A 20,993-nucleotide genomic window follows, 5' to 3' on the forward strand; every position below is an offset into this window, starting at 1 on the left:
TCACGTTTGTGTTTCGGCGGCGTCTACCCCGCGCCGGCGCGCTTCTTCTGCCAGACCAAGTGCACCGCGCAGGTGCAGCCCGGCGGATGCGAGGCGAGGTCTTTCGGCATTTCGTCGTTCGCCGGCGTGGCGGCGAAGGGCTTGTCCTGCGACGGGATGTAGTTCAGCACCGGCGCGAGCCAGCGCTCGGCTTCGGCCACGCTCATGCCCTTGCGCGCGGCGTAGTCCTCGACCTGGTCGCGCTCGATCTTGCCGACGCCGAAATAATAGCTTTCGGGGCTGGCAAAATAGAGCCCGGAGACGGACGAGCCCGGCCACATCGCAAAGCTCTCCGTCAGCTTCACCCCGGCGGTGGCTTCCGCGTCGAGCAGCTCGAACAGCGTCGCCTTCTCGGTATGATCGGGCTGCGCGGGATAGCCGGGCGCGGGGCGGATTCCGGAGTACTTCTCCAGGATCAGCTCCTCGTTGGAGAGCGCCTCATCCGGTGCATAGGCCCAGAACTCGCGGCGGACGCGGGCGTGCATGCGTTCGGCAAAGGCCTCGGCGAGACGGTCGGCCAGCGCCTTGCACAGGATCGAGGAGTAGTCGTCGTTCGCCATCTTGAAGCGGTCAGCCACGGCATCCTCGCCGATCCCTGCGGTGACGACGAAGCCGCCGATGTAATCGGGCACGCCGGCAGGGGCGATGAAGTCGGACAGCGCCGCATTGAAGCGGCCCTCGCGCTTCTCCAGCTGCTGGCGCAGCGTGTGCAGCGTCGCGATGCTCTTGGTCCTGTTATCGTCGGCATAGAGCACGATGTCGTCGCCTTGCGCGTTCGCCGGCCAGAAGCCGATCGTCGCGCGCGCCCGGAACCACTTCTCCTTGACGATGGTGTCGAGCATCTTGCGCGCATCGTCATAGAGCGAGCGCGCGACCTCGCCGACCTTGGAATCGTCGAGGATGGCGGGGAAGCGTCCGGCGAGCTCCCAGGTCTGGAAGAACGGCGTCCAGTCGATGCAGTCGACGAGCTCGGCGAGATCGTAATCGTCGAAGCTCTTGGTGCCAAGGAAAGTCGGCTTCACCGGCTTGCTCTTGGCAAAATCGACCGGCACGCGGTTGGCGCGGGCATCAGCGAGCTTCAGCCGCTTCTTGTCGGCCTGCGCGCGCAGATGCGCCTCCGAGATCTTGGCGTATTCGGCCCGCACCTCGGCCGCATAGGCCTCGCGCTTCTCCGGCGAGAGCAGCGCGGAGGCGACGCCGACCGCGCGGCTGGCGTCGTTGACATGCACGACGGGACCGGCGCGATAGCTCGGGTCGATCTTGACGGCCGTATGCACGCGGCTGGTGGTGGCGCCGCCGATCAGGAGCGGCAGCCTCAAGCCTTCGCGCTGCAACTCGCCGGCGAAGAACGCCATCTCGTCGAGCGAGGGTGTGATCAGGCCTGACAGCCCGACGATGTCGGCCTTCTCAGCTTTCACGGTCTCGACGATCTTTGCGGCCGGCACCATCACGCCAAGATCGATCACCTCGAAATTGTTGCACTGGAGCACGATGCCGACGATGTTCTTGCCGATGTCGTGGACGTCGCCCTTCACCGTCGCGAGCACGATCTTGCCGGCGGACGAGGAGCCGTCGGTGCCGATGCCGCTCGCAAGGTTGCGCGCCTTCTCCTCCTCCATGAACGGCATGAGGTAAGCGACGGCCTGCTTCATCACGCGCGCGGACTTCACCACCTGCGGCAAAAACATCTTGCCGTCGCCGAAGAGATCGCCGACGACGTTCATGCCGGCCATCAGCGGGCCCTCGATGACGTCGAGCGGGCGCGAGGATTTCTTGCGGGCCTCCTCGGTGTCCTGCTCGATGAACTCGGTGATGCCGTGCACCAGCGAATGCGACAGCCGCTTCTCCACCGGCCATTCGCGCCAGGCGAGATCGGCTTCCTTGCCTTCGGTCTTCTTGCCGCGGAATTTTTCGGCGAGAGCGAGCAGGCGCTCGGACGCGCCGGGATCGCGGTTGAGGACGACGTCCTCGCAGGTCTGGCGCAATTCGGGATCTATGTCGTCATAGACGATCATCTGTCCGGCATTGACGATGCCCATGTCCATCCCGGCCTTGATGGCGTGATACAGGAACACCGAGTGCATGGCCTCGCGCACCGGCTCGTTGCCGCGGAACGAGAACGACAAATTGGAGACGCCGCCCGAGACATGCGCGCCCGGCAGGTTCTGGCGGATCCAGCGCGTCGCCTCGATGAAGTCGACGCCGTAATTGTTGTGCTCCTCGATGCCGGTCGCGATCGCGAAGATGTTCGGATCGAAGATGATGTCCTCAGGCGGGAAGTCGACCTTGTTCACCAGGATGTCGTAGGCGCGCTTGCAGATCTCGGTCTTGCGCGCGAACGTGTCGGCCTGGCCGACCTCGTCGAACGCCATGACCACCACAGCCGCGCCGTGGCGGCGGGCGATCTTGGCCTCAAGGATGAACTTCTCCTCGCCTTCCTTCATCGAGATCGAGTTGACGACCGGCTTGCCCTGCACGCATTTCAGGCCGGCCTCGATCACCGAGAATTTCGAGGAATCGACCATCACAGGCACGCGCGCGATGTCGGGCTCGGCGGCGAGGAGATTGAGGAACGTCACCATCGCCGCTTCGGAATCGAGCAGGCCCTCGTCCATGTTGACGTCGATGATCTGGGCGCCGTTCTCGACCTGATCGCGCGCGACCTGGAGCGCGGCGGTGTAGTCGCCAGCGGTGATCAGCTTGCGGAAGCGGGCCGAGCCGGTGACGTTGGTGCGTTCGCCGACGTTGACGAAGGGGATCGCGTCGGTCAGCACGAACGGCTCGAGTCCGGAAAGCCGCAGGCGCGGGGTGATCTCCGGCACGATGCGCGGCTTGTGCGGCGCCACTGCCGCGGCAATCGCCGCGATATGGTCCGGCGTCGTACCGCAGCAGCCGCCGACGATGTTGACGAGGCCATCACGCGCGAACTCGCCGATCAGCCGCGCCATGTATTCGGGCGTCTCGTCATACTGGCCGAACTCGTTCGGCAAGCCGGCATTGGGATAGGCGCAGACCAGCGTGTCGGCGACGCGGCCGATATCGGCGATATGCGCGCGCAGGTCTTCCGCGCCGAGCGCGCAGTTGAAGCCGATGGTGATGGGCTTGGCGTGCCGCACCGAATTCCAGAACGCTTCCGGCATCTGGCCCGACAGCAGGCGGCCGGATTTGTCGGTGATGGTGCCCGACACCATCACGGGCACGTCGATGCCGAGCTCTTCGGTGATCTCGGCGATCGCATAGAGCGCCGCCTTGGCGTTGAGTGTGTCGAAGATGGTCTCGACCAGCAGGAGGTCGACGCCGCCGTCGATCAGCCCGCGGATCTGCTCGCCATAGGACTTGCGCAGATCGTCGAAGGTGACGGCGCGGTAACCGGGATTGGAAACATCGGGCGAGATCGAGGCCGTGCGGTTGGTGGGGCCGATGGCGCCGGCGACGAAGCGCGGCTTGCCGTCCTCGGCTTCGACGCGCCGTGCAGCATTGCCGGCGAGGCGGGCGCCTTCACGCGCCATCTCGTAGACGATGTCGGTGAGGTCGTAATCGGCCTGCGCGATCGAGGTCGTCGAGAACGTGTTGGTCGCGACGATGTCGGCGCCGGCGCGCAAATACGCGGCGTGGATGTCCTCGATCGCCTGCGGCTGGGTCAGGATCAACAAATCGTTGTTGCCGCGCAGGTCGCGATGGAAGTTCTTGAAGCGCTCGCCGCGGAAGGCTTTCTCGTCGAGCTGCAGATTCTGGATCATCGTGCCCATGGCGCCGTCGAGCACGAGAATGCGCTCGCGCGCGGCAGCGAGGAGGGCGGTTCGCTTCGGAGAGACGGTCACGGTCATGTTCTCTTACGCCGCCTTCTGCGCGCTCTTGGCGCGAATGCCGAGCAAATGGCTGATCGCGAACACGAGATCGGCACGGTTCATGGTGTAGAAATGGAAGGTGTCGACGCCGTGCTTGGCGAGCTTCTGCACCTGGCCGGCCGCAACGGTCGCGGCCACCAGCTTGCGCGTTTCGGCATCGTCATCGAGGCCCTCGAACTTCGCCGCGAACCAGTCCGGCACCGTGGTGCCGGCACGCGTCACGAAATTGCGCGCCTGCTTGAAATTGTGCATGGGCATGATGCCCGGCACTACGGGGATGTCGATGCCGTGCGCACGCACGCGGTCGAGGTAACGGAAGTAGAGATCGTTGTCGAAGAACACCTGCGTGATCGCACGCGTCGCGCCGGCATCGACCTTGGCCTTGAGCGTGTCGATATCGGCATCGAAGTCGCGCGCTTCGGGGTGCTTCTCGGGATAGGCAGAGACCGAGACCTCGATGTCGCCATGCCGCTTCTTGATGCCGGCGACGAGCGCGGCCGAGCTCTGATAACCCTCGGGATGGCTCGAATAGGGCGTGCCGATGCCGCCGACGGGATCGCCGCGCAAGGCCACGATGTGGCGGACGCCGACCTCGTGATAGCGGTCGACGATCTCGTCGATCTCGCCGCGCGAAGCACCGACGCAGGTCAGATGCGCGGCGGGCAGCAGCGCGGTCTCCTTCAGGATGCGCGTGATGGTCGAATGGGTGCGCTCGCGGGTCGAGCCGCCGGCGCCATAGGTCACCGAGACGAACTTCGGCTCGAGCGGGGCCAGCCGGTTGATGGTCTCCCAGAGATTGCGCTCCATCTCTTCCGTCTTAGGCGGAAAGAACTCGAAGGAGATCGCGGGCCGCTTCAGGTGCCTGTCCTGCCGGTCGGCTGTCGCAGGCGTCGTCAGGTCAGTCATGGCGCCACTCACTCCAATGTCAGGCCGGCAATCGGGGTCTAGCCTCGGAGAGCTAAAATACGGCAAAGGCCCCTTGATCGACAGCCCATCATGCATGGGAAGTTGCCCATTCAGGTGCAGTTAGACGGGTCATTCTTGCGGATCATGTTTTGGGTGGGAAGCGCGCTGCATGACATAATGTGTTGAATTTTCAGATATTATCTCTCGTGAGCCATCTTTTATGAACGGTTTTCTTGGTGGGCAGATCAGAATCGTCTGCAAAGTAGCGGCGGTTGTCCCAACTCCAGCCGCTGGCGTGCCAGCCCGTCCGTACACGTCAGGCCTGCGCAGCCTGCCCATTGTCGCCGCGACCGCCTCGATTACCTTAAGCCGCGATGATCCCGCTCTCCGTCCTCGACCTCTCCGTCGTCACATCAGGCACCAAGCCCGCCGCGGCGCTGCGCAACAGCATCGATTTGGCGCGTCACGTGGATGGCCTCGGCTATGTCCGCTACTGGCTCGCCGAGCATCACAATCTCGCCTCCGTCGCGAGCCCCGCGCCCGACCTGATGATCGGCCAGATCGCGGCGGTGACGAAGCACCTCCGCGTCGGTTCCGGCGGGGTGATGCTGCCCAACCATGCGCCGCTGGTCGTCGCTGAGCGCTTCAAGATGCTGGAGGCGCTATTTCCGGGCCGGATCGATCTCGGTCTCGGCCGCGCGCCGGGCACCGATGGTGCGACGGCTTACGCGCTCAGGAGCCGGCTCGACCGCCGCGAGGGCGACGATTTCCTGGAGCGGCTGCACGAGTTGATCCTGTGGGAGACGCGCGAATTCCCCGCGGGGCACCCCTACAACAACGTCGTCGCAATGCCCGACGACACCAGACTGCCGCCTATCTGGCTGCTCGGCTCCAGCGATTATTCCTCGGAATTGGCCGCCCAGGTCGGCATGGGCTTCGCCTTCGCCCATCATTTCGCGTCCCACGACGCGATCGATGCGATGGTGCATTACCGCAATCGCTTTCAACCCTCGGCCTGGCGTGCGAGCCCACATGCCATTCTCGCGGTCGCCGTCATTGCGGCCGATACCGACGAGGAGGCCGAAAGGCTCGCCTCGTCCTTCGACCTCAACCGTCTTCGCCGCGACCGCGGTCAATATCTGCCGCTGCCGAGCGTCGAGGAGGCGATGGCCTATCCGTATACGGACGCCGAGCGCACCTCGATCCTGCGCAACCGCTCGCGCCTGTTCGTCGGCAGTCCCGCGACGGTGCAGAAGAAGCTGCAGCCGCTGATCTACGCAAGCAAGCCGGACGAGCTGATGGTGATCACGGCGGTATATGACCACGCGGCGCGAAAGAAGTCGTATTCGCTATTGGCGGAGGCATTCGGGCTCAGAGCGGCGGGGTAGCTTACCCTCCCCTGGAGGGGGCGGGTCGATTGCGCGCAGCGCGAGCGGGGTGATCTCTCCACTCGGGCAGTATTCGACGTGGAGAGACCGTCACCCACCCCGCTACGCATTGCGCTGCGCTCCATGGGGAGCGACCCACGGGCGAGCTGCGCTCTCCCGGACCCCTCCAGGGGAGGGTGAGGGATCAATCCTGCACTTCGCTGAACGTGGCGCGGAACGGATGGCCCGGATATACCCCGACGATGCGAAATTCGCGCGAGAAGAATTTCAGCTCCTCGATGGCGAAGGCGAGGCCCTTGTCATCGGGATGGCCGTCGACGTCGGCATAGAACTGCGTAGCGAAGAAATTGCCGTCGACCATGTAGCTCTCGAGCTTGGTCATGTTGACGCCGTTGGTGGCGAAGCCGCCGAGCGCCTTGTAGAGCGCCGCCGGCAAATTGCGCACCCGGAACACAAAAGTCGTGACGAGCGGCCCGGTGCCTTGGGGCGCCCATTTCGGCTCGCGCGCCAGCACCACGAAGCGAGTGGTGTTGTGGGCCTCGTCCTCGATGTCCTCGGCGAGGATGTCGAGACCGTAGATCTTTGCAGCAAGGCGCGAGGCGATCGCGGCCACCGTCTTGTCCTTGCGCTCCGAGATGTCGCGGGCGCTGCCGGCGGTATCGGCATGCACGATCGGCTTGATGCCGAGCTTGCGGATGATGCGCCGGCACTGGCCGAGCGCATGCACATGGCTCTCGACGCTCTTGATGTCTTCGAGTTTGGTGCCCTTCACGGCCATCAGCTGATGCCGGACCGGCAGAAACCATTCGCCGACGATGAAGAGGCCGGACGCCGGCAGGAGGTGATGGATGTCGGCGACGCGGCCGGCGACCGAATTCTCGATCGGGATCATGCCGAGATCGGCCTCGCCCGACGAGATCGCCGACAGCGCGTCTTCGAATGTGGCGCAGGGCATCGGTTCGGCGTCGGGATAGGCCTCGACGATGGCGATGTGGGAATTGGCGCCAGGTTCGCCCTGGAATGCGATCTTCATCTTGCTCATGCTCGGCCTTGTAGCAGCGGCTCAGGATTTGGAAAGGATGCTGCGCGCGGTCTCGAGGTCCGCCGGCGTATCGACCCCGCGGGGCACGGTGTCGACGATGGTGAAATCGATGCGCATTCCGGCCTCAAGCGCCCGGAGCTGCTCGAGCTTCTCCTGCAATTCCAGCGGAGACGGCGGAAGAGAGACGTAGCGCTCCAGCGCGGCGCGGCGAAAGGCATAGAGGCCGATATGGTGGTAACGCGGTCCGTCGCCGGTCGGGGCGGTCGCGCGGGTGAAATAAAGTGCGCGCATCCGCCTGCCGCCAACCGAGGTTCCGATCGCCTTCACCACGCTTGGGGCGAGATCCTCTTCCTCGGTGTGGATCCGCGAGGCCAGCGTCGCGATGTCCACGGCCGGGTCTTGCAGCGGCGGCAGCACCTCGCGGATGTTGTCGATCGTGATGGTCGGGAAATCCCCCTGGACATTGACCACGATCTCGGCCTTGCCCTCGGGATCGAGCTTCTGCATGGCCTCGTGGATACGGTCCGAGCCGGAGGGGTGGTCGCCGCGCGTCATGACGGCCTCGCCGCCATGGGCGGTCACGACCGAGGCGATCTCGTCGGTGTCGGTGGCCACCGCGACCCTGCCGATTGCGGCGGCCTCGGCACGGCGCAGCACATGCACGATCATCGGCAATCCCGCGATATCGGCGAGCGGCTTGCCGGGCAGACGGGTGGCGGCCATGCGAGCCGGGATCAGCACCAGGATGCGGGGATCGATCATCGGGTTCAAAGGTCTGAGGTCAAGAGCCTGAAAACGGAGCGTTTTCCGCACCGGGACATGGGGTGGGGACGGGCCTGAAGCCGGATCGCTTATACGGGTTGCCAGACCCCGGGCAAACCGATATCTCAATGGCAAAACTCGGGGAAACAATAAGGAACGTTTGATTCTCCGAGGCTCGTCCTGCGGCCATCCGGGCCGCTGTTTCCTTCTTGCGGTGGGGCCTGGCCGGAAATGGACTCTTTCGAACTCAACAAGATTCTCGGCGCCGTGTTCGGTACCTGTCTCTTCCTGCTGGTGACGAGCTTCACCGCGAGTGCGCTGTTCTCCCCCAAGATGCCGGAAAAGCCGGGCTTCGAGATCGCGGTCAAGCAAGATGCCGGCTCCGGCAAGGAGGGCGCCGCCGCCGCACCGTCCGAACCGATCGAAAAGCTGCTCCAAACCGCCTCCGTCGAGAAGGGCGCCGCGGCCGCCAAGAAGTGTGGCGCCTGCCACACCTTCGAGAAGGGCGGCCCGAACCGGGTCGGTCCGAACCTCTATGGCGTCGTTGGCGAGCCCAAGGGCCAGGGCCGTGGTGGCTTCAACTTCTCGGCAGCCATCAAGGCTAAGGGTGGCAACTGGAGCTTCGACGACCTCAACAAGTTCCTCGCCAATCCGAAGGGCTTCATTCCGGGCACCGCGATGGGCTTTGCCGGTGTTGCCAAGGATTCCGAGCGTGCCGATATCATCGCCTATCTGAATTCGCAGTCGGAGAAACCTCAGCCGCTGCCGACGGCGTCAAAATAAGGTCCCAAGAACCGGCGCTCGAATACGGCCAGGCTGAAAAGTCTGGCCGTTTCCTTATCCGGGCCTCGCGGCGACGTTATCGGGGCGTTTGGCCGCATCCGATAGGCCGGCCGGGCTTCCAAGATGAGGAAAAAGCAACATATTCGGTCGAAACCTCGCCTATATTGGGAACTTAAAGGAGTAGCCTCCTTCAAGACAGGGATGTTGATTTGGCCATTACCCGACGCGATCTCCTGCTCACCGGCACTGCAGCCGCAGCGCTTCCAGCCCTTGGCTCCCTCGCGGGCGTTCCCGTCGGCGTGGCGCATGCGCAATCAGCAACTGAGCTGCCTTCCGGCGGGTTGCCTTGGCGCCACGCGCTGTCGCTGTTCGGAAAGGTCAAGTACCCCGCCGACTTCAAGCGCTTCGACTACGTCAATCCGGACGCCCCCAAAGGCGGTGTCGCGCGCCAGATCGCCGTCGGCACGTTCGACAATTTCAACATCGTTGTCTCGGGCGTGAAGGGCCAGGTCGCTGGTGCCGTCGCGTTCATCTATGAATCGCTCCTGACGCAGTCGCTCGACGAGGTCTCGACCGAATACGGCGCGCTGGCCGAAGCGGTCAGCCATCCCGACGATTTTTCCTTCGTCACCTATCGCCTGCGCCCGCAGGCGAAATGGCATGACGGCAAGCCTGTTACGCCGGAGGACGTGATCTTCTCGCTCGATTCCTTCAAGAAGAACCATCCGATGTACTCGGCCTATTACAGCCATGTGGTGAAGGCCGAGAAGGTCGGCGAGCGTGACGTGAAGTTCGTGTTCGACGCACCCGGCAACCGCGAGCTGCCGCTGATCGTGGGACAGCTGATCGTCCTTCCGAAACATTGGTGGGACGGGACGGACGCGCAGGGCCGCAAGCGCGATATCGCCACCACCACGCTGGAAGTGCCGCTCGGCTCGGGCCCTTACAAGGTCAAGGAATTCGTCGCAGGACGCTCGATCGCGCTGGAGCGCGTCAAGGACTATTGGGGCCGCGATCTTCCCATCAATGTGGGCCGCAATAATTTCGATGAGCTGCGCTACGAATATTTTCGCGACGGCACCGTTGCGATCGAGGCCTTCAAGGCCGACCAGGTCGATTGGCGCACCGAGAACAGCGCGAAGAGTTGGGCGACCGCCTATGATTTCCCGGCCGTGACCGAAAAGCGGGTGATCCTCGAGGAATTCGTCAATCGCAGCTCGGGCGTGATGCAGGCCTTCGTGCCGAACCTGCGCCGCGCCAAGTTCAGCGATCCGCGCGTGCGTCGTGCGCTCAACTACGCGTTCGACTTCGAGGAGATGAACAAGCAGATCTTCTACGGCCAGTACAAGCGCATCAGCAGCTATTTCGACGGCATCGAGGAGCTGATGGCAACGGGGTTGCCGCAGGGTAAGGAGCTCGAAATTCTCGAGACCGTCCGCGCCCAGGTACCGCCCGAGGTCTTCACGACGCCCTACACCAATCCTGTCGGGGGTAATCCGGAGGCGGTGCGCGACAATTTGCGTGAGGCGCTGCGCCTGTTCAAGGAAGCCGGCTACGAGGTGCGAGATCGCAAGCTCGTCGACGTCAAGACCGGTGCGCAGTTCTCGCTGGAATTGCTCAACTCGGATCCCAGCTTCGAACGAATTACGCTGTTCTACAAGCCGTCGCTGGAGCGGCTCGGCATTGCGGTGAGCGTTCGGACGGTCGATCCGACCCAGTATGAGAACAGGACGCGCGAGTGGGACTTCGACATCGTGACGAACTCCTGGGGCGAGTCGCAATCGCCGGGCAACGAGCAGCGCGAGTTTTGGTCCTCCAAATCGGCCGACATCGCCGGGTCGCGCAACATCGCCGGTATCAAGAATCCGGCCGTGGACAAGCTGATCGAGCGGGTGATCTACGCCACTGATCGCGACGATCTCGTCGCGGCCACCAAGGCCCTCGACCGCGTGTTGCTGTGGAATCACTACGTCGTGCCGCAATGGACCTACAACAAGGTGCGCACCGCGCGCTGGGATCGCTTCGGCCGGCCGACGGAATTGCCCAGGTATGGTCTGTCCGGCTTCCCGTTCATCTGGTGGTACGACGCAGACAAGGCGGCACGGATCGCAAAGAAATCGTGAAGGACAATCCCCGCATGACGCAGATGTCACGCCGCCATGTGCTGGTCCTGGGTGTTGGCGGCGCCCTCGGGGCGTCCGTCGGCGCGCCGCTGCTGCGCAGCGCGCGAGCATCGGAAGCGGCGACCGAGGCGCACGGCATGTCGGCATTCGGCGATCTCAAATATCCCGCCGACTTCCGTCATTTCGATTACGTCAATGTCGACGCGCCGAAAGGCGGCACGTTCTCGCTAATCCCGTCGGTGCGGGCCTACAATCAGTCCTACCAGACCTTCAACTCGCTCAACGCCTTCATCCTGAAAGGCGACGGCGCACAAGGTATGGGTATGACGTTCTCGCCGCTGATGATCCGCGCAGCTGACGAGCCCGACGCAATGTACGGGTTGGCGGCCAAATCCGTGCAGATATCGCCGGACAAGCTGGTCTACCGCTTCGCGATGCGACCCGAGGCGAAATTCCACGACGGGACCAGGCTCACCGCCCACGATGCAGCCTATTCGCTGACGACTCTGAAGACCAAGGGGCATCCGCTGATCACCGTGCAGATGCGCGACATGGTCAGTGCCGAAGCCTTCGACGATGCGACGCTCGTCGTCACCTTCGCCAAGGGGCGTGCACGCGACGTGCCGCTCTATGTCGCCAGCCTGCCGATCTTCTCGAAGGCGTACTACGCCTCCCGCCCGTTCGATGAATCGTCGCTGGAGATTCCGCTCGGCTCGGGCCCGTACAGGGTCGGCAGGTTCGAGGTCAATCGCTACATCGAGTTCGAGCGCGTGAAGGACTGGTGGGCCGCTGATCTGCCGCCCTGCCGCGGCAGCTATAATTTCGATGTCGTCCGCTATGAATTCTATCGCGACCGCGACGTCGCCTTCGAGGGCTTTACCGGCAAGAGCTATCTTTATCGCGAGGAGTTCACTTCGCGCATCTGGGCGACGCGCTATGACTTCCCCGCGGTGAAGGAAGGCCGAGTCAAGATGGAGGTCGTGCCCGACGATACGCCCTCCGGTGCGCAAGGCTGGTTCATCAATACGCGGCGCGACAAATTCAAAGACCCCCGCGTGCGCGAGGCCCTGATCAACGCTTTCGATTTCGAATGGACCAACAAGACAATCATGTACGGCGCTTACGCTCGTACGGTGTCGCCGTTCCAGAACTCGGACCTGATGGCCGGCAATGCGCCGCCTTCGCCGGAAGAGCTGAAGCTGCTGGAGCCGTTTCGCGGCCAGGTTCCTGACGAGGTGTTCGCGGCGCCGTTCACGCCGCCGGCCTCCGACGGCTCCGGACAGGACCGCAGCCTGCTCCGCAAGGCGCAGCAATTGCTGACCGAGGCCGGCGTGCCCATCAAGGACGGCAAGCGGGTGCTGCCGAACGGCGAATCATTCAAGATCGAGTTCCTGCTGGATGAGCCCTCGTTCCAGCCGCACCACGCGCCTTACATCAAGAATCTCGCGACGCTCGGCATCGAAGCGAGCGTGCGCCTCGTCGATGCCGTACAGCACAAAGCCCGGCAGGAAGATTTCGATTTCGACATGACCATCCAGCGCTTCAGCATGTCGGCGACGCCAGGCGATGCCATGCGCGCGTTCTTCTCCTCGCAGGTCGCAAACACCAAGGGCTCGTACAATCTGGCTGGCGTCGCCAGTCCGGCGATCGACGCCATGATCGAGAAGATCATGGCGGCCGACAGCCGCGAAGACCTGACCGTCGCCTGCCGCGCCTTCGATCGCCTGTTCCGCGCCGGCCGGTATTGGGTGCCGCAATGGTACAACAAGACGCACCGGCTGGCTTATTGGGATCAGTTCGGACATCCGCCGAAGCTGCCGCGCTATGCCAACGGCGTCGGCGCGCCCGACATCTGGTGGTATGAGCCCGCCAAGGCGGCCAAGCTCGAGCAGGCAAAATAGCCATGAGCGCCTATATCGCCCGCCGCCTCCTGCTAATGATTCCGACCCTGCTTGGGATCCTCTTCGTGTCCTTCGTCGTGGTGCAATTCGCGCCGGGCGGCCCGGTTGAACGCGTGATCGCGCAGCTCTCGGGCGCCGACACCGGCGGCACCTCGCGCATATCGGGCGGCAGCGATTTTGCGCAGCGCGCGCCGGGACAGGTCGGTGCGGGCGGCGATTCCGTCAACTCGAAATATCGCGGCGCGCAGGGCCTCGACCCCGATTTCATCAAGAAGCTGGAAGTGCAGTTCGGCTTCGACAAGCCGGCGCCGGAACGCTTCCTGCTGATGGTGTGGAACTTCGCCCGCTTCGATTTCGGCAAGAGCTATTTTCGCGACGTCAGCGTTCTGCAGCTCATCAAGGAAAAGCTGCCGGTCTCGATCTCGCTTGGCCTCTGGCTAACACTTCTGACCTACCTGATCTCGATCCCGCTCGGCATTCGCAAGGCCGTGAACGACGGGGCGCGGTTCGACACCTGGACCTCGACGGTGCTCGTGCTCGGCTATGCCATCCCCGGTTTTCTGTTCGCCATTCTCCTCATCATCCTGTTTGCCGGCGGCTCCTTCTTCAACTGGTTCCCGCTGCGCGGACTGACCTCGGACGGCTGGTCGCAGTTTCCCTGGTATTGGAAGATCATCGATTATTTCTGGCATCTGACGTTGCCGCTGATCGCCATGGGGCTAGGTGCCTTCACCACCATGACGTTCCTGACCAAGAACTCGTTCCTGGATGAGATCCGCAAGCAATACGTCATGACCGCCCGCGCCAAGGGCTGCAGCGAGAACCGGGTGCTCTATGGCCACGTCTTCCGCAACGCGATGCTGATCGTGATCGCCGGCTTCCCCGGCACTTTCATCCACGCCTTCTTTTCCGGCTCGCTGCTGATCGAGACCATCTTCTCGCTGGACGGGCTCGGACTGCTCAGCTTCGAGAGCGTGCTCAATCGCGATTATCCCGTGGTGTTCGGCACGCTCTACATCTTCTCGCTGGTCGGCCTCGTGATCAACCTGATCTCCGACCTGACCTATATGTGGATCGACCCCCGGATCGATTTCGAAGCGCGGGAGGTCTGATGACGATCACCGCGCCGACGCCGATTGAGACCACAGCGAAGTCGCCGCTCGGCGATGCCGTTCCGATCACGCGCAAGCCGTTCGCTCCATCGCCGCTTAACCGGCGGCGGTGGCAGAACTTCAAGGCGAACCACCGCGGCTACTGGTCGTTCTGGATCTTCATCGGCCTGTTCGTGATTTCGCTGTTCGCCGAGCTGATCGCGAACGATCGGCCTTTCCTGATCAAGTTCGATGGCCGTCTCTATTGGCCGGCTTTCGTCACCTATTCGGAGACGACGTTCGGCGGCGATTTCGAGACGGCGGCCGACTATCGTGACCCCTACTTGCAGAAGCTGATCAAGGAGAAGGGCGGCAGCATCGTCTGGCCGCTGATCCGTTACTCCTACGATACCCACAATCTCGATCTGCCGACGCCGGCGCCGTCGCCGCCGACCTGGATGCTGACGGAGAAGCAGTGCAAGCCGGTGGTGGAGAAGAAGGGACTGAAGAGCTGCCGCGATCTCGAATACAATTGGCTCGGCACCGACGATCAGGGCCGCGACGTGGTGGCGCGGCTGATCTACGGCTTCCGCATCTCGGTGCTGTTCGGCCTTTGCCTCACCATCGTTTCGTCGGTCATCGGCATCGCGGCGGGTGCGGTGCAGGGCTATTTCGGCGGTTGGGTCGATCTGATCTTCCAGCGCTTTATCGAGATCTGGACCGCGATTCCATCGCTGTATCTTCTCCTGATCCTGTCCTCGGTGCTGGTGCCCGGTTTCTTCGTGCTACTCGGCATCTTGCTGCTGTTCTCCTGGGTCTCGCTGGTTGGCCTCGTGCGGGCCGAATTCCTGCGCGGGCGCAATTTCGAATACGTCCAGGCGGCACGTGCGCTCGGCGTCTCCAATCCTCTGATCATGTTCCGCCACCTGCTGCCGAACGCGATGGTCGCGACCATGACGTTCCTGCCGTTCATCGTATCGAGCTCGGTGATGACGCTGACGGCGCTCGATTTCCTCGGCTTCGGCCTGCCACCGGGATCGCCCTCGCTCGGCGAATTGCTCTCGCAGGCCAAGGCCAATGTGCAGGCACCGTGGCTCGGCTTCTCCGGCTTCTTCTCGGTCGCGATCATGCTCTCGCTGTTGATCTTCATCGGTGAAGCCGTGCGCGACGCCTTCGACCCGCGCAAGACGTTCAGGTAAGGCCATGGATGCGATCAACCAGCCCCTGCTCGCCGTTCGCGACCTCTCGGTGGCCTTTCACCAGGGCGGCGCCACCACGCTCGCGGTCGACAAGGTCTCGTTCCAGATCAAGCGCGGCGAATGCGTCGCGCTGGTCGGCGAGTCCGGCTCCGGCAAGTCGGTCAGCGCACTCTCGATCCTGAAGCTGCTGCCGTATCCGAATGCCTCCCATCCCTCCGGCAGCATCCGCTTCAAGGGCCAGGAGTTGATCGACCAGTCCGAGCAGCAGATGCGGGAGATCAGGGGCAGCGACATCTCCATCATCTTCCAGGAGCCGATGACCTCGCTCAATCCGCTGCACACGATCGAGGCGCAGATCGGCGAGATCATCCAGCTGCACAATCCGACCAGCAATGCGCAGGCCCGCAAGCGGACGCTGGAGCTCTTGACCCAGGTCGGCATTCCCGATCCAGAGACGCGGCTGAACAGCTATCCGCACCAGCTCTCCGGCGGCCAGCGCCAGCGTGTGATGATCGCGATGGCGCTCGCCAACGAGCCGGACCTTCTGATCGCGGACGAGCCGACCACGGCGCTCGACGTCACCGTGCAGGCGCAGATCCTGGCGCTGCTCGCCGAGATCCGCGCGCGGCTCGGCATGAGCCTGCTGTTCATCACCCACGATCTCGGCATCGTGCGCCGCATTGCCGACACCGTCTGTGTCATGAAGGGGGGCGTGATCGTCGAGCAGGGTCCGGTCGAGCAGGTCTTCAAGACCCCGAAACATCCCTATACACGCGACCTGCTCGCGGCGGAGCCCAAGCCCGATCCGGCGCCGCCGCAGCCGAATGCGCCGGTGGTGATGTCGGCCAATGACCTAAAAGTCTGGTTCCCGATCAAGCGCGGCCTGATGCGCAAAACGGTCGGTCACATCAAGGCGGTCGATGGGGTCAGTGTCGCCGTACGCAAGGGCGAGACGCTCGGCGTGGTCGGCGAATCCGGCTCGGGCAAGACCACGCTGGGGCTGGCGCTGCTGCGGCTGATCTCCTCGAACGGACGCATCGTGTTCTTAGGGAACGACATCCAGGGCCTGCGCTTCAAGGAGATGCGTCCCTTCCGGCGCGACATGCAGATCGTGTTTCAGGATCCGTTCGGCTCGCTCTCACCGCGCATGTCGGTCGCCGACATCATCGCCGAGGGCCTGTCCGTGCATCAGCCGGCGCTCTCGCGCGAGGAACGCGAGGCGCGCGTGGTTAAGGCACTCGAGGATGTCGGACTCAATCCGGAGACGCGCTTCCGCTATCCGCACGAATTCTCCGGCGGCCAGCGTCAGCGCATCTCGATCGCGCGCGCGATCGTGCTGGAGCCTGATTTCGTCGTGCTGGACGAGCCGACCAGCGCGCTCGACATGCTGTTCCAGGCGCAGATGGTCGATCTGTTGCGCGAGCTCCAGCGCAAGCGCGAGCTCACCTACATGTTCATTTCGCACGATTTGCGTGTCGTCGCCTCGCTCGCCAGCCACCTCATCGTGATGCGCGGCGGCAAGGTGGTCGAGGAGGGGCAGGCGGCCGAATTGTTCAGGAATCCGAAGACGGATTACACCCGAGCGCTGTTCGCGGCCGCGTTCCGGCTGGAGACGGCCGGGAACGGGGCGGTGGCGACGTAGCGCTCCGTCAGAGCCGCTTGATCGCGACGACCTCGCTGCCAGCCGCCTTGATCCGCGCGATCGCCGGCTCGATCGGCTCGATCACCGTTGCCATGTGATGCGCATTGGCGTGAACCATGGTGGTGGCGTCGCGCACGATGGCGACATGACCTTTCCAGAAGATCAGATCGCCGCGCTGCGAGCTGCTCCGCTCATGCGGCTCCAGCGTGCGGCCGAGACCGGCGAGCTGCATGTCGCTGTCGCGCGGGCAGCCGATCCCGGCTGATGTCAGCGAGAGCTGGACGAGGCCGGAGCAATCGATGCCAAAGCTGCTCTTGCCGCCCCAGAGATAGGGCGTGCCGACGAAGCGCTCGGCCACCGCGACGAAATCCGGCTCGCGATGATCGAGCGGGATGAGATGCGTTCTCGGCAGATATCTGCCGTCGTGCGTCACGGCGAAGCTGCCGTCCTCGCGCGCCACGGCAAGCTTCGATCCCATCACGAGCGTGTCGGCCGGCGGCAGCTTGATCGAGGGGCCGGGGAACGCAAACGTCCGCAGTGCGCCGACCACGTGCGTTGGGGCGGCCGACGGCTTTGCGAGCGCCGCATCCGGGAGCCAGCCGACATAGCCATCGCTACTGAGCTGGCCCCAGGCCCAACCCTCGCCGTTGCGGTCGTAGATGGTGACGCGTTCGCCGCGCAGCGCTTCGGTCATCAACGTCGCGTTCGAGGACGGCTGCTCGCGTATGGGCGCGATCGGCTCGACGACCTCGAACTCGTCACCCTCGACGAAGCGCTGCGCCTCGACCTTGCCTTCGAGATATTTGGCGGCAAGGTCGCCCCGCGCCGGCGTCAGCCTCGGGTCGTGTCCTGGATCAGGCATAGCGCTCGCTCAGCAGTGCGTAGATGGCGCGTGCGGCCTGGCATTCGCCGCCCTCGGGCCGCGCCGGCTTCGCCGACGGCGTCCAGCCATAGATGTCGACATGGAGCCAGCTCTTGGCGTGCTCGACGAAGCGTTGCAGGAACAGCGCGCAGGTGATCGAGCCGGCGAAACCGCCCGAGGGTGCATTGGTGATGGTGGCGGTCTTGGAGTCCAGCCAGGCATCGTAGGGCGGCCACAGCGGCATGCGCCACAACGGATCGTTCTCCCTCATCGCGCAGCGGGCGAGGTCGGCAGCCAGCGTCTCATCATGGGTGTAGAACGGCGGCAGATCCGGCCCCAGTGCGACGCGGGCCGCGCCGGTCAGCGTGCCCAGGTCGATCAGCAGATCGGGCTTCTCCTCATCGGCCAGCGCCAGCGCGTCGGCGAGAACGAGGCGGCCTTCGGCGTCGGTATTGCCGATCTCGACGGTGATCCCTTTGCGCGAGGTGAAGATATCGAGCGGGCGGAAGGCATTGCCGGCGACGGCGTTCTCCACCGCCGGAATCAGCACGCGCAGCCGCACCTTCAGCTTCGCATCCATCACCATGCGCGCCAGCGCCAGCACGTTGGCTGCGCCGCCCATGTCCTTCTTCATGATCAGCATGCCGCTCGACGGCTTCAGGTCGAGCCCGCCGGTGTCGAAACAGACGCCCTTGCCGACCAGCGTCACCTTGGGATGATCAGGATCGCCCCAGACGATGTCGATCAGCCGTGGCGCGCGGCTGGAGGCCATGCCGACGGCGTGGATCAGCGGAAAGTTCTTCGCCAACTCCTCGCCGACGGTGCAGGAAAAGCTCGAGCCGAACTCGGCGGCGAGCGCTTGCGCGGCTGCGGCGAGCTCATCCGGGCCCATGTCGTTGGACGGCGTGTTGATGAGGTCGCGCGCGAGCATTGCCGCATCGGCAATCCGATCGATCTCGGCCGCGTCGACACTGTCAGGCGGCACCAGCCGGATCTCGGGACGATCTGCCTTGCGGTAGCGGGCAAAGCGGTAGCAACCCAATGCGAAGGCGAGCGCGGCCAGCCGCGCATCGTGCGGTGCATTGGCAAACCGATAGGTGCCGGGCGGCAAGAGGCCGGGCAGGGCGCCGGGCCGAAACAGGTCGCGCGATCTTGCATCCTCTTCCTCGAGCCCGAACAGCACCTGCGCAATGGTGCCGTCGGTCGCGGGCAGCGCCAGATAGCTGCCCGGCTTGGCGGCGAAGGCGCTGGCACGCGCGAACTGGCGTTGCGGCGGCGGCAGCGTCTCGGCGACCTGATCCCAGCTCGATTTGGTGACGAAGGTGATCGGGGTGGCGGTGGATGACGTCTCGAAGACAGAAGGCATTGGCGGGTCCGGATCGTCAGTTCAGGCGAGTCATGCGAACGGACGAGACTTCGCAGAGTTTGGCCGCCGCTGCAATCGGCTTTGCCGTCACCGTTCAGCGAGCCGCTACTCGCCGCAAGGTGGGCATGCGGTTCGATGCGCTCGACGAGATCTGCAAGCGGCTTACGATCGAATATCGACCGGGCGCGACGAAACCGTCCGCGGACAAATCTCGTATCTCACGCCGAGAGCTGCCGTTCGCAACGCCACGGCCGCAGGGCTTTACTAGCGCTTAGGTTGTGGCATTATCGACGAACATTTTAGATTGTGTCGCTTGTTCTGCATGAGCCCGAACGCAGACACGCGGCGGTATGGTGCCTGCCCAGGTTGGGTCGATACGGCTGAATCTGCTCGTCGAAGCATTTTTCTCATTGTTTGGGCGGCGCAGCATATGCAGATGAGCGGCGCAAAATGGATAGATCGTTCGTTGTTGCGCAGATTTCCGACCTGCATCTGGACGGGTCGGGCCGGCTGCTTCCGGCCATCGAGACGCTCAGGGCCGCGATTTGCGAGAAGATGGCGGCTGCCGCGAATGTTCCCGATCGCATCCTGCTGATCACGGGCGATCTGGTGGACGACCCAACGCCGCGCGCGCTCGACGAGGCGCTCGCCGTCATCGCATGCTTCCGGCAGACGGGCTATTCACCGACATCCAAGCCGTGGCAGGCAACCACGACGTCAAGCGGCCGAGCCAGCGTGCGGGCCGTCACGACGCCTACGATTACCTGCACCTGCCGCGGACGGCGAAGAATGTCTATTACCGTCAGGCAGGCCTCGACCTGGTGCTGCTCGATTCCAATCGCGCCAACTTGAAGGCGCTCGCGAGCGGCAAGATCGACGAGAGCGCTTACAAGGCGATGGTCGCCGATTCCGCCCGGCTGAGCGCCGAGGTCGCGGGAAGCATCGGTTCGGCCGGGTGCGCCGACTACGCCGAGCCGGCGGAAAATCTGGTTCGTGTGCTGGCCCTGCACCATCACCCACTGCCGCAGGCCACCGGCGAAGGAAAGCGCTTTCTAGGCATGCCGGACGAGCCGCTGATGTATCTCGCCGCACCCGCGACCTTCCTCGAGGCCGCCACCTCGCTCAACGTGGATCTGGTTCTGCACGGTCATCGCCATGTCGAGGGGCTGACCCGCTATTCCATCCCCGACCCGCGTGCGACGTCGAGCGAGAGCGGTGAGGCGTTCTGGCGCACGATCTACGTGCTCTCCTGTCCGTCCTCGACCGGGCAAGCCGGCGACGATGCCGGTTTCAACCTCGTCCATTTCGGCCCCGCGTCCCATACCGGCCGCAACGAGCACCGCTTCGCGATCACCCGCTATACGAGGCTCCGCAACGATGCGGCCTTCAGGCCGCTCGATTCCAACCTGCCGGGCGGCGTCATCAGGCTGCCGGCGGGGCGGGATTTTTCGCGCGATCCGGCCGTCCAGTCGGCGATCGAGGCGGCCTCGTCCCGCACACTGAAACGCGACCAGGTCGCGGCGATCGTCCGCCGGCTGTTCATGCGTGGCAGCTTTTACGATGAGGCGGAGCCGAACTGGGCGATAGCGCTCTACACCTACATGGTCTCGGCCCATGCCTGGGCGGAGCTCGAGCGTAAGGCCGCGAGATCCCGGCCGGGATTCGACAGCGACGCGCTCGCCGCGGTGAAAACGTTGCTCGGCCGATTGATCGAGCAATCCGCTGACGTGCTCGGCATCGATCGCGCTCAGCTCGATGAGCTCTACGGGAGAGGCCTGATCAATTGTAACGACTTCCTGCGTCAGGTGCCGCGGCTGCCTTCTGAAGGTGTCGACGTTCAGCGGCGAGGGCGGCAGAGGCTGCAACTGCTGCTGGAGCTGGATCAGCAGGTGCAGGCGCTCGGCCCCGATCTCGGCCTCGGCGGCAAAGCGCCGCCGCAACCATCGCCGGCGTGAGAGAAGCGCGTCTGAGCGCTGTTAACCGGCCGTTAGGGTTAACATTCTACTGCTGACACGTTCGGCTCGATCGAGCAGCTCGAGAG

14 protein-coding genes are annotated in these 20,993 nt (G+C 64.1%); 8 read left to right on the forward strand and 6 right to left on the reverse strand.

Annotated features, from left to right (window positions below; genetic code table 11):
- Positions 1 to 23: 23 nt before the first annotated feature.
- The gene (gene metH, locus GA0061099_RS11335) at positions 24 to 3,866 is read right to left on the reverse strand and encodes a methionine synthase (RefSeq protein WP_074447689.1); all 3,843 of its coding nucleotides are present in this window, start codon (positions 3,864 to 3,866) and stop codon (positions 24 to 26) included.
- A 6-nt stretch (positions 3,867 to 3,872) separates the two neighbouring features.
- On the reverse strand, positions 3,873 to 4,793 hold the full coding sequence (metF, locus tag GA0061099_RS11340; RefSeq protein WP_036021570.1) for a methylenetetrahydrofolate reductase [NAD(P)H]: 921 nt from the start codon (positions 4,791 to 4,793) through the stop codon (positions 3,873 to 3,875).
- A gap of 374 nt (positions 4,794 to 5,167) precedes the next feature.
- Here metF and GA0061099_RS11345 point away from each other — a divergent pair, with 374 nt between their 5' ends.
- Positions 5,168 to 6,181 carry an LLM class flavin-dependent oxidoreductase gene (locus tag GA0061099_RS11345; RefSeq protein WP_036021573.1) on the forward strand — a complete coding sequence of 338 codons (1,014 nt, stop codon included), beginning with the start codon at positions 5,168 to 5,170 and terminating at the stop codon, positions 6,179 to 6,181.
- A gap of 184 nt (positions 6,182 to 6,365) precedes the next feature.
- Here the strand turns inward: GA0061099_RS11345 and GA0061099_RS11350 are convergent, their stop codons facing one another.
- Positions 6,366 to 7,223 carry a prephenate dehydratase gene (locus GA0061099_RS11350; protein ID WP_035998021.1) on the reverse strand — a complete coding sequence of 286 codons (858 nt, stop codon included), beginning with the start codon at positions 7,221 to 7,223 and terminating at the stop codon, positions 6,366 to 6,368.
- A 21-nt stretch (positions 7,224 to 7,244) separates the two neighbouring features.
- Complete coding sequence (locus GA0061099_RS11355; RefSeq protein WP_035998024.1) at positions 7,245 to 7,985, reverse strand: 3-deoxy-manno-octulosonate cytidylyltransferase; 741 nt, start codon at positions 7,983 to 7,985, stop codon at positions 7,245 to 7,247.
- 231 nt (positions 7,986 to 8,216) lie between these two features.
- Here GA0061099_RS11355 and GA0061099_RS11360 point away from each other — a divergent pair, with 231 nt between their 5' ends.
- From GA0061099_RS11360 to GA0061099_RS11385, 6 genes are all read left to right on the forward strand, one after another.
- On the forward strand, positions 8,217 to 8,768 hold the full coding sequence (locus GA0061099_RS11360) for a c-type cytochrome (RefSeq protein ID WP_035998026.1): 552 nt from the start codon (positions 8,217 to 8,219) through the stop codon (positions 8,766 to 8,768).
- Between the two features lie 209 nt (positions 8,769 to 8,977).
- Positions 8,978 to 10,891 carry an extracellular solute-binding protein gene (locus GA0061099_RS11365; protein ID WP_036021576.1) on the forward strand — a complete coding sequence of 638 codons (1,914 nt, stop codon included), beginning with the start codon at positions 8,978 to 8,980 and terminating at the stop codon, positions 10,889 to 10,891.
- A gap of 14 nt (positions 10,892 to 10,905) precedes the next feature.
- On the forward strand, positions 10,906 to 12,792 hold the full coding sequence (locus GA0061099_RS11370) for an extracellular solute-binding protein (RefSeq protein ID WP_036021593.1): 1,887 nt from the start codon (positions 10,906 to 10,908) through the stop codon (positions 12,790 to 12,792).
- Between the two features lie 2 nt (positions 12,793 to 12,794).
- On the forward strand, positions 12,795 to 13,904 hold the full coding sequence (locus tag GA0061099_RS11375) for a microcin C ABC transporter permease YejB (RefSeq protein WP_035998032.1): 1,110 nt from the start codon (positions 12,795 to 12,797) through the stop codon (positions 13,902 to 13,904).
- Complete coding sequence (locus GA0061099_RS11380) at positions 13,904 to 15,082, forward strand: ABC transporter permease (RefSeq protein WP_036021579.1); 1,179 nt, start codon at positions 13,904 to 13,906, stop codon at positions 15,080 to 15,082. Before GA0061099_RS11375 ends, GA0061099_RS11380 begins: the two co-directional genes overlap by 1 nt.
- Positions 15,083 to 15,086: 4 nt before the next feature.
- The gene (locus tag GA0061099_RS11385; RefSeq protein WP_036021581.1) at positions 15,087 to 16,724 is read left to right on the forward strand and encodes an ABC transporter ATP-binding protein; all 1,638 of its coding nucleotides are present in this window, start codon (positions 15,087 to 15,089) and stop codon (positions 16,722 to 16,724) included.
- Between the two features lie 7 nt (positions 16,725 to 16,731).
- Here the strand turns inward: GA0061099_RS11385 and GA0061099_RS11390 are convergent, their stop codons facing one another.
- Together GA0061099_RS11390 and GA0061099_RS11395 are read right to left on the reverse strand one after the other, a co-directional pair.
- A complete protein-coding gene (locus tag GA0061099_RS11390; protein ID WP_036021583.1) occupies positions 16,732 to 17,586 on the reverse strand; it encodes a C40 family peptidase in 855 nt (284 codons plus the stop codon).
- A complete protein-coding gene (locus GA0061099_RS11395; protein ID WP_036021585.1) occupies positions 17,579 to 18,952 on the reverse strand; it encodes a leucyl aminopeptidase family protein in 1,374 nt (457 codons plus the stop codon). Before GA0061099_RS11395 ends, GA0061099_RS11390 begins: the two co-directional genes overlap by 8 nt.
- 659 nt (positions 18,953 to 19,611) lie before the next feature.
- Here GA0061099_RS11395 and GA0061099_RS11405 point away from each other — a divergent pair.
- On the forward strand, positions 19,612 to 20,907 hold the full coding sequence (locus tag GA0061099_RS11405) for a metallophosphoesterase family protein (protein ID WP_244429303.1): 1,296 nt from the start codon (positions 19,612 to 19,614) through the stop codon (positions 20,905 to 20,907).
- Positions 20,908 to 20,993: the final 86 nt, after the last annotated feature.

The sequence above is a fragment of the Bradyrhizobium yuanmingense genome, from assembly GCF_900094575.1.
GTDB lineage: Bacteria > Pseudomonadota > Alphaproteobacteria > Rhizobiales > Xanthobacteraceae > Bradyrhizobium > Bradyrhizobium yuanmingense.

Excerpts from the sequence above, each read along its gene's own strand:
- GA0061099_RS11405 (WP_244429303.1), top strand. The coding sequence starts at position 19,612 with ATGCTTCCGGCAGACGGGCTATTCACCGACATCCAAGCCGTGGCAGGC.
- GA0061099_RS11370 (WP_036021593.1), top strand. The coding sequence starts at position 10,906 with ATGACGCAGATGTCACGCCGCCATGTGCTGGTCCTGGGTGTTGGCGGC.
- GA0061099_RS11350 (WP_035998021.1), bottom strand. The coding sequence starts at position 7,223 with ATGAGCAAGATGAAGATCGCATTCCAGGGCGAACCTGGCGCCAATTCC.
- GA0061099_RS11390 (WP_036021583.1), bottom strand. The coding sequence starts at position 17,586 with ATGCCTGATCCAGGACACGACCCGAGGCTGACGCCGGCGCGGGGCGAC.
- GA0061099_RS11360 (WP_035998026.1), top strand. The coding sequence starts at position 8,217 with ATGGACTCTTTCGAACTCAACAAGATTCTCGGCGCCGTGTTCGGTACC.
- GA0061099_RS11375 (WP_035998032.1), top strand. The coding sequence starts at position 12,795 with ATGAGCGCCTATATCGCCCGCCGCCTCCTGCTAATGATTCCGACCCTG.
- metF (WP_036021570.1), bottom strand. The coding sequence starts at position 4,793 with ATGACTGACCTGACGACGCCTGCGACAGCCGACCGGCAGGACAGGCAC.
- GA0061099_RS11345 (WP_036021573.1), top strand. The coding sequence starts at position 5,168 with ATGATCCCGCTCTCCGTCCTCGACCTCTCCGTCGTCACATCAGGCACC.
- GA0061099_RS11355 (WP_035998024.1), bottom strand. The coding sequence starts at position 7,985 with ATGATCGATCCCCGCATCCTGGTGCTGATCCCGGCTCGCATGGCCGCC.
- GA0061099_RS11395 (WP_036021585.1), bottom strand. The coding sequence starts at position 18,952 with ATGCCTTCTGTCTTCGAGACGTCATCCACCGCCACCCCGATCACCTTC.
- metH (WP_074447689.1), bottom strand. The coding sequence starts at position 3,866 with ATGACCGTGACCGTCTCTCCGAAGCGAACCGCCCTCCTCGCTGCCGCG.
- GA0061099_RS11385 (WP_036021581.1), top strand. The coding sequence starts at position 15,087 with ATGGATGCGATCAACCAGCCCCTGCTCGCCGTTCGCGACCTCTCGGTG.
- GA0061099_RS11380 (WP_036021579.1), top strand. The coding sequence starts at position 13,904 with ATGACGATCACCGCGCCGACGCCGATTGAGACCACAGCGAAGTCGCCG.